Consider the following 14,527-nt stretch of genomic DNA (forward strand, 5'->3'; position numbering starts at 1 on the left):
CCGGCATGACGTTCCAGCAGCTTGAGCAGGACGTGCTCCGACCCGACCTGTGCACCGTGTGCGGCGCCTGCCAACTGGCCTGCCCCGCCGGGGTGATCGGCTTCGACGGACTCACCCCCGTCCTCACCGCCGACTCCTGGACCGCGTCGGACTGCGGCGAGTGCAACGACTGCCTCACCGTCTGTCCCGGCGCCGACCCCGGCACCCCCGCGACCGAGGAGCGGCTCTTCGGCCGCACCCGCACGCCGGCCGAACGGTGGACCGGCGTCTTCGACGAGGTCGTCGCCGGCCACTCCCTCGACCCGGTCGTCTTCGAGGCGTCCGCCAGCGGCGGAAGCCTCACCGCCCTCCTCCAGACGGCCATGGCCGCCTTCGGCGTGACCGTCGTCCTCTCGATGGGCAGGGACGAGGACGAACCCTGGCGGGCGGCCCCCGCCCTCGTCCGCGACCCGGCCGCGCTCGCCGGGACGTCCCAGTCCACGTACCAGCTCGCCCCCTACCTCGGCGCGCTGCGCCAGGTCATGCTCCACGAACCCGACGCCAAGGTCGCGATGTCCGGAGTGGCCTGCCACATCCAGGCCATGCGCAAGCTCCAGGCCATGGACACGGAAGCCGGCCGCTGGGCCCGCGACCACGTGGTCCTGCTCGTCGAACCCGCCTGCTCCTCCAGCACCCGCCCCGAGGGCACAGCCGCCGTCATCACCCGGCGCGCCGAGGTCCCCCTCGAATCGGTGGTGCGGCTGCGGTACCGCGAAGGCGACTACCCGGGCGACATCGGCATCCGCACGGACGACGGCAAGGAGCACCGCGTCGCCTTCTGGCAGGCCGTCAGGGACTTCGCGGGCAACAAGACCCACCGCTGCCTCTCCTGCGGCGACTGGATGTCGGGCCTGGCCGACGTGAGCGTCAGCGACGGCGACCCGAACATCTTCGCCGCCAGCGTGCAGGGATACGACCAGGACAAGCACGGGCGGGTCTTCATCCGCACCGAGACCGGCCGGAAGGCGATGGCCGAGGGGTTCGCCCGCGGCCTGCTGACCCACCGTCCGGTCGACCTGGCCGGCCTCAACCTCGGCCTCGAACGCAAACGCAACCGCAGGGCCTCCTACGAGGAGTCGGGCAAGCCCGTCCCGCTCGGACCCATGCCGCACTACCGCGAGGAGCTGGACATCATCCCCGACGAACAACTGATCGCCGCGCCGGCCGAAGAGGAGAAGGCGTGACCCCGCCGCAGGCCGCCCTCGCCACGCGGGAGCTCGTCGCCGCCGGCGCGGCGCTCCCCGTCGTACGGGAGGCGGTCAGGCCCGCGCCCGGCCCCGGAGAGCTCCGGCTCCGCACCCGGTGGACCATGATCAGCCCCGGCACCGAACTCCACTACCTGGACCGTTCCGCGCGCACCGGCGAGCACTTCCCCCTCGGCTACTGCGCCGCCGGCACCGTCGAGTCCACCGGCCCCGGCACCCCCGGCTTCGCCCCGGGCGACCAGGTCATCGCCATGGGCTGGGGCGAGGCCGTGCACGCCGACGTCGTCACCGTCCCCCACCTGCTGTGCCGGCCGGTGCCCGCCGGGGTGGACCTGGCCGACGCCGTCGTCGCCAACCTCGCCGCCACCGCCGTGCACGCGGTGGACCGCGCGGGCCTCGCACCCGGGGACGAGGTCGCCGTCGTGGGAGCGGGCATGGTCGGCCTCCTCGTCGCCCAGACCGCCGCGGCCCTCGGCTGCCGGGTCCTCGTGCGCGACCTCCGGCAGGACCGGCTCGCCACCGCCGAGGCCCTCGGCCTCGCCGTCGCCGACGGACCCGCCCTGCCGGCCACCGCGCCCCCGGCCGGCGGCACCGGCGGACGCTGCGTCATGCTCTGCGGCACCGGCGACATGACCTCCGCCGTGACCGAGGCCGCCCGCTGGGCCGCGGCCGCCCCCGGACGGCCCCGGCTGGTCGGCGTCGGCCGGTTCTCCGCCCGGATCGACTTCAGCGTGGAACTCGGCAACCTCGACGTCCGCTACGCCGCCCGCTGCGGCGCCGGATACCGCGATCCGTCCTACGCCCGCGGCCTCACCGAAGTCGCCCCCGCCGCCGGGGAGCACACGGTCACCGAGAACCTCCAGCGGGCCCTCGACCTCGTCGCCTCCGGAGGCATCACGCCCGCCGCGATGAAACTGCCCCGCTTCACCCTCGACGAGGCCGCCGAGGCCTACACGGAGCTCAGGCGGCGGCCGCCCCACCCGGCCGCCCTCTTCCACCATCCCCCCGCCCACCCCGCCGCCGCATGGAAGGAGACGCCGTGACCGCCCCCCGCACCACAGGCCACCGCCCCTTCCCCGAGGCCGAACGGGCCGGCACCCTCGTCCACCGGTTCCTGGAGATCGCCGCCGCCCACCCCGACCGGCCCGCCGTGGTCACGCCGCAGGCCCGGTGGACCTACCGCGACACCCGGGACCGGGCCGGCCGCGTCGCCGCCGCGCTCGCCGACGCCGGCCTGAGCCCGGGCGACCGCGTGGGCCTGCTCTTCTCCCACGGCGCGGAGATGATCGCCGCGCTGCTCGGCGCCCTCCAGGCCGGACTGTCGTACGTCCCCCTCGACGCGGCCTACCCCGAGCGGCGGCTCGCCTTCATGGCCGAGGACGCCGGCGTCCGCGCGATCGTGGCGGGCGCCGACGGACTCGCCACCGCCTCCCGGCTCGCGGCGGGGCGCCCCGTCCTTCCGTACGCCGCACTCGTGGAGCACCCCGAGTCGCCGGCCACCGTCCACGCGGAGCCCCACGCGGAGGCGTACGTCCTCTACACGTCCGGCTCCACCGGCACGCCCAAACCGGTCGCCCAGCTGCACCGCAACGTCCTGCACCACACCCGCGCCTGGACCGACGGACTGGGCATCGGCCCCGAGGACAGGCTGTCCCTCCAGTCCGCGTACAGCTGGGACTCGGCCGTCCAGGACACCTTCGCCGCCCTCCTCAACGGCGCCGCCCTCTACCCGGTCGACCTCAAGGCCCTGGGCATCACCGGCCTGCTGGAGTGGATGGCCGACGAGCGGATCACCGTCTACCACTCCACCCTCCCCGTCTTCCGGGCACTCGTCCGCACCATGGCCTCGCGCGGGACCGCGCTGCCGGCCATGCGCATGCTGGCCCTCGGCGGAGACACCCTCCACCTGGCCGACCTCGACTCCTACCGCCGGATGTTCGCCCCGCACTGCCAGGTCGCCGGAGCCTACGGGTCCACCGAGTGCTCCTGCGCCCTGCTGCGCGTCGAAGGCCCCGACTACCGCCCGCCCACCGGCGTCTTCCCGCTCGGCCGCCCCGTCACCGGCACCACCGTCCGGCTCGTCGGCCCCGACGGCGAGGACGTCCAGGGGCCGGGCGAGGGCGAACTCGTCGTCACCAGCCCCTACCTGGCGCCCGCCGCCGTCACCGACGGCACCACCTACCGGACGGGCGACCTCGCCCGGCGCCTCGACGACGGCACCCTGCTGCTCGTCGGACGCCGCGACTTCCAGGTGAAGATCTCCGGGATCAGGGTCGAGACGGGCGAGGTGGAGAGCGCCCTGAAGGACCTCCCCCAGATCCGCGAAGCCGTCGTCATGCCCTTCACCGACCGCCTCGGCGAACGCCAGCTCGCCGCCCACGTCGTGCCCTCGACGGGCAGCCGGCCCGTCCCGGCCGAACTGCGGGCGGCCCTCCGCCGCACCCTGCCCGACCACGCCGTACCGACCGCGTACGTGCTCCTGGACGAGCTGCCGCTGACCGCCAACCACAAGATCGACCGGGCGGCCCTGCCGGATCCGCTCACCGCCACGCCCCCGCCCGCCGACCACGGCGTCCGGCGCGGCAACCCGATCGAGCGCGCCGTCGCCGACGCCTGGCAGGAGGTGCTCGGCATCCCCGTGACCGGTCTGGACGACAACTTCTTCGACCTCGGCGGGACCTCCCTGCGGATGGCCGCCGTCCACGAACGCCTCACCGGCGGCATCGCCCCCGGCGTACGGATGACCGACCTCTACCGGGCACCCACCGTCCGCTCCCTCGCCCGCCTGATCGGAGCCGCGCCCGGGACCGACGCCCCGGCGGCACCGGTCACCACCGCGGGCGAGGCCCGGGGCTCCCGGCGCCTCACCGCGCGGGGCCGGCGCCGCACACCGAACCGCACACCCCACCACACGAACCGTCCCGCCGCAGGCGTGGACCGGACGGCTGCCCCTGGAGAGCCCCGTGACTGATGTGAAGCACGACGACCCGGCCCTGGACGGCCTCATCGCCGTCGTCGGACTCGACTGCCGCGTGCCCGGCGCCCGCGACCACACGGAGCTCTGGCGCACCCTGCTCGACGGCACCGACCACGTCGCCGAGGTCGACGAGGACACCCTGCGCGCCGCGGGCGTCCCCGCCGCCACGCTCGCCGACCCCCGCTACGTGCGCAAGGCGGCCACCCTCGAAGGCGCCGACCTCTTCGACGCCTCCTTCTTCTACCTCAGCGCACGCGAGGCCGAGCGGATGGACCCGCAGCTGCGCCTCTTCCTCCAGTCCTCCTGGTCCGCCCTCGAACACAGCGGCCACGACTCGGAGCAGTACGCCGGACGCGTCGGCGTCTTCGCCGGAGCGCTCGCGAGCACCTACCTCCTCGACAACGTGCTCACGGGCGAGAAGGGCTTCAAGGGATCCGTCGCCCGCATGCGCGAAGACCTCGCGACGCTCATGGGCAACGACCCCAACTACCTCGCGACCAGGGTCTCGTACCACCTCAACCTCACCGGCCCCAGCATCTCCGTCCAGACGGCCTGCTCGACCTCGCTCGTCGCCGTCCACACCGCCGCCCAGAGCCTCCTGTCGGAGGAGTGCGACCTCGCGCTCGCCGGCGGTGTCGCCGTCCGCTTCCCGCAGGAGGCCGGCTACCTCCACGAGGCCGACGGCATCGCCTCCGCCACCGGCACGGTCCGCCCCTTCGACGCCGCCGCCGACGGCACCGTCTTCGGCAACGGCACCGGCGTCGTCGTGCTCAAGCGCCTCGCCGACGCCGTCGCCGAGGGCGACACCGTCTGGGCCGTGATCCGCGGCTCCGCCGTCGGCAACGACGGCGCCGACCGCGTCGGCTACACCGCCCCCGGCGTCAACGGGCAGGCCGCCGTGCTCTCCGAGGCCCTCGCCGTCGCGGGCGTGGAGCCGGCCGACGTCAGCTACCTGGAGGCCCACGGCACCGGCACCCGGATGGGCGACCCCATCGAACTGGCCGCCGCCGCACAGGTCTACGGGGCGGACGGCGCCCAGCCGCTCACGATCGGCTCGGTCAAGGCGAACCTCGGGCACCTGAGCGTCGCCGCCGGCGTCGTCGGCCTCATCAAGTGCGTCCTCATGCTCCACCACCGCACCCTGGTCGCCACCCCCCACCTCACCGAGTGGAACCCCGAACTCGGCGTCGAGGGAACCCGGTTCCGGATGAGCACCGCCACCGAACCCTGGCACGACGACAACGGCCCCCTGCGCTGCGCCGTCACCTCCACCGGCATGGGCGGCACCACCGCCCACGTGGTCCTGGAGGAGGCCCCGGCCCGGACCGCCGACGACCGCGTCCGGGCGACGCCGGTCGTGGTCCTCCCGGTCTCCGCCAAGTCGCCGGCGGCATTGGAGAAGGCCCGCACGGCCCTCGCCGACCACCTGGAGGCCACCGCCCCGCAGGAGACCGGCCCGTCGGGCGACCTCGCCCTCGGCGACACCGCCTACACCCTCGCCACCGCGCGCCGGACCTTCAACTACCGGGCCGTCGTCACGGCCCCGGACCGGGCCACCGCCGTCCGCGCCCTCAGGACCGGCGACCCGCGCCACCTCCACCAGGACTCCGGCGAGCCCGCCGACCGGCCGGTCGCCATGCTCTTCCCCGGCCAGGGCGCCCAGTACGTCGGCATGGGCCAGGACTGGTACGCGCACCTGCCCGTCTTCCGCGGCGTCCTCGACGAGTGTGCCGAACTGCTCCGCCCGCACCTGGGCCTCGACGTGCGCGACGTGCTCCACCCCGAGGCCCGCGGATACCAGGGCGAGCGGCACGACATCAACCGCACCCGGCTCACCCAGCCGGCCCTCTTCGCCGTCGAGTACGCCCTGGCCCAGCAGTGGATGGCCTGGGGCGTCAGGCCCACGGCGCTCGTCGGCCACAGCGTCGGCGAGTACGTCGCCGCGACGCTCGCCGGAGTCTTCCGCCTCCAGGACGCCCTGCGGGTCGTCGCCGAGCGCGGCCGGCTGATGGACGAGCTGCCGGGCGGCTCCATGCTCGCCGTGATGCTCACCCCCGACGAGGTCACGCGCTACCTCGACGACACCGTCGCGCTCGCCGCCGTCAACGAGCCCGCCGTCTGCACCGTCGCGGGCCCGAAGGACGCCATCCGCGAGCTCACGTCCCGCCTCACCGCCGACGGCGTCGCCCACCGCAAGGTGGTCACCTCGCACGCCTTCCACTCGGCGATGATGGACCCGGCCGTCGCCCCGCTCACCGAGGTCCTGCGGACCGTCGAACTCCGCCGCCCGCAGATCCCGTTCCTCTCCAACCGGACCGGCACCTGGATCCGCGACGACGAGGCCACCGACCCCGCCTACTGGGCCGGCCACCTCCGCGACACCGTGCGCTTCGCGCAGAACGTCGCCACCGTCCTCGCCGACGGCGACCACGCCTTCCTCGAAGTGGGCCCCGGACAGACCCTGGCCACCTTCACCCGCCGTCACCCCGACCGCGAGACGGGCGTCCCCGTCGTCACCTCCGCGGCCCGTGGCCGCGACGCCGGCGCCGACCTGACCGCGCTGCACGCCGCCCTGGGGCGCCTGTGGGCCGCCGGACTCCCCGTCGACTGGGCCGGCCACCACGCCGGGCACGGCCGCGGCCGGGTGCCGCTGCCCACGTACCCGTTCGAGGGACTGCGCTACTGGATCGAACGCGGCGCCGGCACCGTGTCCGGCACGACCGGCGCCCCGGGCACCGGCGTACCGAAGCTCCCCCTCGACGAGTGGCTGTCGGCCCCCGTCTGGCGACAGGCCGTCGGCACCCTCGACACCCCCGCCGACCCGATCACCGAGCCCGTCCTCCTCTTCGCCGACCAGGACGGAACCGCCGGCCGCCTGGCCCGGCACGCCTTCGCCGGCCGGGTGTACACCGTGCACGCCGGCGAGCGGTACGGCCGCGACGGCGACGCGTGGACGGTGAACCCCGAATCCGAGGAGGACCACGGCCGGCTCGTCGCCGACCTGCTCGGTGAGCCCGACTTCCCCGCCCGGATCGTGCACGCCTGGTCGACCGCCCCGCTGCCGCCCGAGCACGGCATCGAGCGCTTCGAGGAGGCCCAGCGCGCCGGTCTCTACAGCCTGATCGCCCTCGTGAAGGGCCTCAGCGCCCACGACGTCACCCAGCCGCTCCAGCTCGACCTCGTGAGCACGGGCGCCTACGCGATCAGCGGTGCCGAGCCGGCCCCCGACGCCGAACGCGTCTCCCTCGCCGTGGCCGCCCGGGTCATCGGCCAGGAGCACGGCAACATCGGCTCCCGCCACTTCGACCTCCCGGCCGAACCCGACGAGCGCTCGCTGCGCACCCTCGCCGCCGAACTCGCCGGCCACCGCCACCCCGAGGTCGCCGTCACCCTCCGCGGCGCGACCCGCTGGATCGCCGACATGGCCCGGGTGCGGGCCGACTGGACCGCCGACGCCGAGTCCCGGCTCCGCGAGGACGGCGTCTACCTCATCACCGGCGGTCTCGGCGAGATCGGCACCACCATCGGCCGCTGGCTCCACCGCGAGTGCGGGGCCCGTCTGGCGCTCCTCACCCGCGAGCCGCTGCCCGCCCGCGAGACCTGGGACGACTGGCTCGCGAACCACCCCGCCACCGACGAGACCTCCCTGAGGATCACCCGGCTGCGCGGCCTGGAGGCCGAGGGGGCGACCCCGTTCCTCGTCAACGCCGACGTCGCCGACGAGGACGGGCTGCGCGCCGCCTTCGAGAAGGTCGTCGCCCAGTTCGGCGCCGTCCACGGCGTCGTCCACGCCGCCGGCCTGCCCAGCGAGCAGTGGGACCGCGCCATCACGGCGGCGAGCGTCGAGCAGTGCCGCTGGCACTTCGTCTCCAAGGCGTACGGGCAGATCGTCCTGGAGAAGGTCCTCGCCGACCACCCGGTGGACTTCTGCCTGATGCTCTCCTCGCTGGCCGGCGTCCTCGGCGGCCTGCGCCTGCTCGGATACGGCGCCGCCAACCACTTCATGGACGCGGCGGCCGAGCGCGCCAACCGCGGTCTTGACCGCACCGTGTGGATCAGCGCCGCCTGGGACGTGTGGCAGCACCACCAGGACGAGAAGCGGGCGATCTCCGCCATCGGCCGCAGCATGGACGACAAGGCCATCCAGCCCGACGAGGGCCTGGAGACGATCCGCCGCCTGCTCACCCTGCGCGACGTCTCCCACGTCGCCGTCTCCACCTGGGACATCGACTACCGGCTCGACCAGTGGGTGCGCAACGACCAGGTCGCCCGGCCGACGTCGGGCTTCTCCGCCGCCGTCGCGGAGGCGGGCGGCGACGCGGCCGCCGGTGACCTCGTCGAGCAGGTCGCCGGCCTCGTCCGCGAGCTGCTCGGCGCCCCGGAGATGCCGCTCGACGCCGACATCTTCGAGTACGGCGGCGACTCGCTGCTCATCGTGCGGCTGCTGTCCCACGTGCGCGCGCAGTTCTCGGTCGAGGTGCCGCTGGCCGACGTCCTGGGCGAGGCGACCCCGAGGGCGCTGGCCGCCCTCGTGCAGGAGCGCCTCGACGCCGCGCGCGAGGACGACGTCCCCGGGGACGAGGGCGACGAGATCGCCGAGCTGACGGCCGAGCTGGCCGGGCTGGCTCCGGAGGAACTGGAACGACTGCTGGCCGCCGAGGCCGGCACCGACACGGACGCGGCGCTCGCCGCGGGCCCGGAACAGGGGAACTGACGGTGGACTTCAGCCTGATCTTCTTCTCGGGAGACGAGAAGAACAAGTACCGCTTCGTCCTCGACGCGGCCAAGTACGCGGACGAGAACGGGTTCACGGCGATCTGGACCCCCGAGCGCCACTTCCACCGCTTCGGCGGGCTCTACCCCAACCCCTCCGTGCTCGGGGCAGGCCTCGCCATGGCCACCCAGCGCCTCCAGATCCGGGCGGGCAGCGTCATCCTGCCCCTCCACAGCCCGATCCGCGTCGCGGAGGAGTGGTCGGTCGTCGACAACCTCTCCCGCGGCCGCGCCGGCATCGCCCTGGCCACCGGCTTCAGCCCGCTCGACTTCGCGATCAACCCCTCCGGCTGGGAGGACCGGCGCACCCGCACCTTCGACGCCGTGACCACGCTCCGCGAGCTGTGGGAGGGCGCCCCCGTCTACGTGCAGGACGGTCTCGGCAACCACGTCGAGGTCGAGCTGCACCCGCAGCCGGTCCAGCCCGAGCTGCCGATCTGGCTCACCTGCACCAAGAGCGCGGACACCTTCGAGACCGCCGGCCGGCTGGGCTGCAACGTCCTCACCGCGCTCATCGACATGACCAACGAGGAGCTGGAGGAGAAGCTCGCGCTCTACTACAAGACGCTGGAGGAGTACGGGCACGACCGCGACTCCACCACCGTCACGCTGATGCTGCACACCTACATCGGCACCGACCTCGACGAGGTCAGGGAGACGGTGTGGCCGCCCTTCAGCGACTACCTGCGGTCCTTCTTCACCGTCATCGACTCGCAGAAGAAGAACCTCGCCCCCGGCGCAGGGGTCCGCGACATCTCCCAGAGCGACCAGGACGAACTCATCAGGTTCGCCTTCGACAAGTACTTCGAGAAGGGGGCCCTCCTGGGCACCCCCGACTCGTGCGGCGCGGTCGTCGAGCGCTTCCGCGGCATGGGCGTCGACGAGATCGCCTGCCTCATCGACTTCGGCGTCGACGAGGACCTCGTCGTCCAGAGCCTGGAGCACCTGAACGAGCTGCGGAGGCGGTACGCGTGACCGGCGACCTCGCCGCGCGCGTCGCGGCCCTCACCCCCGAGCAGCGGGCCCGGCTCCGCGCGGCGCTCCCCGCGGCCCGGAGGCCGGAACTCACCCCGGGCCAGCGGCGCCTGTGGCGCACCCACCACCAGGTGGGCGGCCGGCCCGTCGACGTCGTCTGCCAGGCCGTCCACCTCACCGGCTCCGCCGTCGACCTCGACAGGATCGCCGACCGGCTGCTCGCCTTCGCCGCGTCCCACGAGGCGCTGCGGACCACCTTCACGACCGAGGGCGACACCGTACGGCCCGTCACCCACGCCGTGCTGCCGCCCCGCCTCGTCCGCACCCGCTGCGCCGACGAGGCCGAGGCGCACGCCCTGGCCAGGAGCCAGGCGGAGGAACCCTTCGACCTCGCGGCCGGACCGCTGCTGCGCGTGACCCTCGCGGAGGGGCCCGCCCCCGACGAGGCGTGGCTCCTGTTCGCCGTGCACAACCTGGTCTTCGACGCCTGGTCGTTCGAGCTCCTGCTCGACGCGCTCGGCGCCGGGACCACGGCGGACGCGCCCACCGGCACCTCCGGCACCCCCCGTACCTCCGGCGCCTTCGGACGCTTCGCCGCGGACCAGCGGGCCTGGGTGGGGAGCCCCGCGGGGCGTGCGGCGGCGGCCTACTGGACGGCCGAGACGGCGGACGCCCCGCCGCCCTTGCCCACCGACCGCCCGCGGACGGACGCGACCACGAGGACCGGCGCCCGCGCCGGCTTCACGCTGCCCGCCGCCGTCGCGGACGCGATCACCGCGGGGGCGAAGCGCGAGGGCGCGACGGCCTACGCCGGCTGGCTCGCCGTCGCCTGGGCGGCGCTCGCCGAGTTCGGCGGCTCCGACGACGTCCTGCTCGGTACCTTCACCACCGGCAGGACCTCCCCGGACAGCCAGGACGTGGTGGGCTACCTGCTCAACGTCCTGCCGGTGCGCCTGCGGGGCGCCGGCGACGGCGGACACCGCGACCGGCTGCGGTCGGCCCGCGACATCACCCGGGCCGGCCTGCGGCACGCCGCCTACCCGGGCGAACTGATCGAGGCACCACGGCGCCTGGAGGGCACCCACCCGCTCCTCGACGCCGTCTTCGTCTTCGACAACCTCGGCGACGAGGAGCGCCGCGTCCAGGGCGCCCTGGCGACCTCGGCGGACCTCGACAAGGCGACGGCCCGCTACGACCTCACCCTGGCCGTGTACCCGGGCCCCGAGGGCGTCACCGGCTGGCTGGAGTTCGACACCGCCCTCTACGACGCCTCGACCGCACGCGCACTGGCCGAGCGCTTCACCGCGCTGGCCGGCGCCGCCGCCCAGGAGGTGGACCGGTGATCACCGCACGTCTGTGCGCCCCCGCGTACGAACTGGGGGAGTACGCCGAACCCGTGACGGAGCTTCCGGAACTGCTGGCCGACCCCCGGGCCGCCGCCGAGCTCACCGCCCCGGGCGCGGGGTTCCACACGTACCACTGGTCGGACGCCCCCGTCACCGAGCTGATGGCCCACGCGGTCCGCGGCACGCTCGCCGAGTCCGGTGTCCCGGCCTCCGAGATCGACATGGTCCTTCTCGCCACCGACTCGCTGCCCCGGGACCGGTCCGCCCACCGCGACGTCGCCGAGCTCCTGGAGGAGACGGGCATCTCGCGGGCGACGGCCGTCACCACGGGCCTGATGGACTGCGCCACCGCCATGGTCGCCGTGGGCACGGCGGCCTCCTACGTCCGCGACGGCACCGCCCGGCAGGTCCTCGTCGTCACCGGCGACCTCGCCGCCCAGGCGACGGGCGGGCAGCGGATCGTCGCCGGGGGAGCGGCGATCGCCAGCGACGGCGCCGCGTCCGTCCTGGTCTCCGCCACCGCGAGCGGCCTGCCCCTCCTGGGCATGGCCCACCACTCGGACGCCGGCCTCCACCAGGCCGGAGCCCCGCAGCAGCAGCTCCTCGCCCGGGTCGCCGCGCACCGGGAGCTGTTCGGCCGGCTCGCGGCCCGGCGGGACGGGGGCGGGCTCGGCGACGTGCGGGCGGTCCTCCCCAGCAACTTCGCCGGCGACGTCCTGGAGCTGTACCTCAGCGACGTCCGCCTCGGCGGCGGCCGCCTGTCCCGGGCCAACGTGGGCCGCGTCGCGCACTGCCTGGGCAGCGATCCGCTGATCAACCTCGCCGACCGCCTGGCGGAACGCAAGCACACCGGCCCGGAGGACGGCACGCTGGTGCTCTTCGGCGCGGGCGTCTCCCACCTCGCCGCGGTGCTGCTCGGCGCGGCACCGCTGCCCGCACGGACGGAGCCGGGGCCCTGAGCACCACGACGACCACCCCCACGACCCCCGCCGCGCCCCGGGGCGCGGAGTCGGCCGGCCGGACCGGGAGCGCCGGGGCCGCCACCGGCGAGGAGCTCCGCTCCGTCGCACGCCGTCTGCCCACCGGTGTCACCGTCGTGACGAGCGGCACGGGCGAGGCCGCGCACGGCATGACGGTCAGCTCCTTCACGACGCTCTCCCTCGCGCCGCCGCTCGTCTCGTTCTCGGTCAGGACCGGTGCCCGCATCCGAGGTCCGATCGAGGCCACCGGCGCCTTCGTCGTCAACCTCCTCGCCGCCGAACAGGAGCAGCTCGCCCGCTGGTTCGCCGACCCCGACCGCCCCACGGGCGCGGCCGGCTTCCAGGACGGGGTCCGCACGAGCGAGGCCCCCGGCGGGGGCCTCCTGCTGAGCGGCGCCGTCGGCTACTTCGCCTGCCGGCTGGACCGGATCGTCGAGGCCGGTGACCACGTCATCGTCATCGGCGCCGTCGAACGCTGCCGGACGCTCCGCCCGGCCGCGGTCCCCGCCCTCGTCTTCGCCGACGGCGGGTTCCACGCCGTGGGCCCGCGACTGCCGGGCTGACCCCGGCGACTGGCTCCACCCCCTGGACCCGGCTGCCGACCGACTCGCTTCCGGTACCCCGGCGGCGGAGGGTTCCACGCCCTGGGCCCGCGGCCGCCGGCCGACTCCCGCCGGCGGCGGGTTCCACCCCCCGGGCCCGCGTCCCGGCGGGGCCGGCCCCGCCGCCCCGCTCATCCCACCCCGTCCCCTCCCGAAAGTCAGGACCGATGACCCAGAGCACCGAGACCGCCTCCGCGACCGCCGGGACGCCACCCGAACGCGGCGCGGCCCCGGCCAGGTCCACGCTCGTCCTCGTCGTGCTGTGCGCCGCGCAGTTCATGGTCGCGCTCGACTTCTCCGTACTGAACGTCGCCCTCCCCACGCTCGGCGGCGAACTCGGCATGAGCCCCGCCGCCCTCCAGTGGGCGGTCACCGCCTTCGCCCTGCCCTCCGGCGGCTTCCTCCTGATCCTCGGCCGCGCCGGCGACCTCTTCGGCCGGCGCAGGATCTTCCTCGCAGGCCTGGTGGTGTTCGGCGCGTCCTCGCTCCTGGCCACCTTCGCCTGGGACCCGGCCTCGTTCCTCACCGGCCGCGCCCTGCAGGGCGTGGGAGCCGCCGCCATCGTGCCCACCGGCATGTCGCTGCTGACCACGACCTTCCCCGAGGGACCCCTGCGCGACCGCGCCCTGTCCATCTCGGGCACCCTGCTCTCGCTCGGGTTCACGGTCGGCATGGTGATGGGAGGGGTCCTCACCGACACCCTCGGCTGGCGCTCGACGATGGGCCTGCTGGCCCTCTTCTCGCTGATCGTGCTGCCGCTCGCACCGGGTGTGCTGCCCGAGTCGAAGAACCCCCGCCGCCCCCGCCTGGACGTTCCGGGCGCCCTCACCGTCACCGGCGGTCTGCTCGCCGTGATCTACGCGCTCTCCACCGCGGCCGACCGGGGCTTCGGCGGCGTCGACGTGATCGTCGCGCTGATCGCGGGCGTTCTCCTGCTCGCCGTGTTCGTGGTCGTCGAGTCCCGCACGGCGGACCCGCTCATCTCGCTGACGACGCTGCGCCGCAGGACGGTCGCCTGGGGCAACCTGGGCGGTCTCGTCACCCTCTCGATGATGAGCACGGTCGTCTTCGTGATGGGCCTGTACCTCCAGCAGGTCCTGGACCTGTCCGCCTTCCAGACGGGCCTCGTCTTCGGCTTCCAGGGCCTGGCCGCGGCCGTGTCGGGCGGCTTCATCCCGAAGGTCGTCGGACGCTTCGGCAGCGGCCCGACCCTGGTCGGCTCCCTCGTGGGCCAGGGCCTGTTCTGCGCCGGACTGCTGGCCGTGGGGACCGCGGGGCACAGTGTGTGGGTGGCCGCCGTCTGCCTGGCCCTGGCCTGCGTGTGCCACCTCGCCGCGATCATCTCGTACGGCCTGACCGTCACCTCGGGCGTGCCGGACGAGGAGCAGGGCCTGGCCACCGGCCTCGTCACCTCCACCCAGCAGATCGGCATCACGGTCGGCATCCCGCTGCTCGGCGTCCTGGCGACGACCACGCCGGACCTCATGGACGGCGTGCGCACCGTGATCGTCATCGACGTGGCGATCGTCCTGGGAGCGGCCCTGCTCATCGCGATCGGCCTGCGCCGCCCCCGCACGAGCGCCTGACCCCTCCGGGGAGGGGTCCCGCCGGGCCCCGCCGTGGGCCCGGC

Annotated in this window: 9 protein-coding genes; all 9 read left to right on the forward strand. The window is 74.7% G+C overall.

Annotated elements, in window-relative coordinates; all coding sequences use genetic code 11:
* Window positions 1-5 precede the first annotated feature (5 nt).
* The 9 genes from ACFYT9_RS32770 to ACFYT9_RS32810 all read left to right on the forward strand — a co-directional run bounded on the left by ACFYT9_RS32770 (window position 6) and on the right by ACFYT9_RS32810 (window position 14,483).
* Window positions 6-1,223 carry a Coenzyme F420 hydrogenase/dehydrogenase, beta subunit C-terminal domain gene (locus ACFYT9_RS32770; RefSeq protein WP_389169434.1) on the forward strand — a complete coding sequence of 406 codons (1,218 nt, stop codon included), beginning with the start codon at window positions 6-8 and terminating at the stop codon, window positions 1,221-1,223.
* Complete coding sequence (locus tag ACFYT9_RS32775) at window positions 1,220-2,287, forward strand: zinc-binding alcohol dehydrogenase (RefSeq protein WP_389169437.1); 1,068 nt, start codon at window positions 1,220-1,222, stop codon at window positions 2,285-2,287. Before ACFYT9_RS32770 ends, ACFYT9_RS32775 begins: the two co-directional genes overlap by 4 nt.
* The gene (locus ACFYT9_RS32780) at window positions 2,284-4,215 is read left to right on the forward strand and encodes a non-ribosomal peptide synthetase (RefSeq protein WP_389169440.1); all 1,932 of its coding nucleotides are present in this window, start codon (window positions 2,284-2,286) and stop codon (window positions 4,213-4,215) included. Before ACFYT9_RS32775 ends, ACFYT9_RS32780 begins: the two co-directional genes overlap by 4 nt.
* Window positions 4,208-8,935 carry a beta-ketoacyl synthase N-terminal-like domain-containing protein gene (locus ACFYT9_RS32785; RefSeq protein ID WP_389169443.1) on the forward strand — a complete coding sequence of 1,576 codons (4,728 nt, stop codon included), beginning with the start codon at window positions 4,208-4,210 and terminating at the stop codon, window positions 8,933-8,935. The genes ACFYT9_RS32780 and ACFYT9_RS32785 overlap by 8 nt, the downstream gene beginning before the upstream one ends.
* A gap of 2 nt (window positions 8,936-8,937) precedes the next feature.
* Window positions 8,938-9,969: a MupA/Atu3671 family FMN-dependent luciferase-like monooxygenase gene (locus ACFYT9_RS32790; protein WP_376598450.1), complete on the forward strand. Its 1,032-nt coding sequence runs from the start codon at window positions 8,938-8,940 to the stop codon at window positions 9,967-9,969.
* Window positions 9,966-11,312, forward strand: a complete 1,347-nt coding sequence (locus ACFYT9_RS32795; protein ID WP_389169446.1) for a condensation domain-containing protein — start codon at window positions 9,966-9,968, stop codon at window positions 11,310-11,312. Before ACFYT9_RS32790 ends, ACFYT9_RS32795 begins: the two co-directional genes overlap by 4 nt.
* Window positions 11,309-12,274, forward strand: a complete 966-nt coding sequence (locus ACFYT9_RS32800) for an acyl carrier protein (RefSeq protein ID WP_389169448.1) — start codon at window positions 11,309-11,311, stop codon at window positions 12,272-12,274. The genes ACFYT9_RS32795 and ACFYT9_RS32800 overlap by 4 nt, the downstream gene beginning before the upstream one ends.
* Window positions 12,275-12,390: 116 nt before the next feature.
* Window positions 12,391-12,858 carry a flavin reductase family protein gene (locus ACFYT9_RS32805; protein ID WP_389169498.1) on the forward strand — a complete coding sequence of 156 codons (468 nt, stop codon included), beginning with the start codon at window positions 12,391-12,393 and terminating at the stop codon, window positions 12,856-12,858.
* Window positions 12,859-13,064: 206 nt separating this feature from the next.
* Window positions 13,065-14,483, forward strand: a complete 1,419-nt coding sequence (locus ACFYT9_RS32810) for an MFS transporter (protein ID WP_389169450.1) — start codon at window positions 13,065-13,067, stop codon at window positions 14,481-14,483.
* Window positions 14,484-14,527: the final 44 nt, after the last annotated feature.

The organism is Streptomyces sp. NPDC004435 (genome assembly GCF_042873895.1).
Lineage (GTDB): Bacteria > Actinomycetota > Actinomycetes > Streptomycetales > Streptomycetaceae > Streptomyces.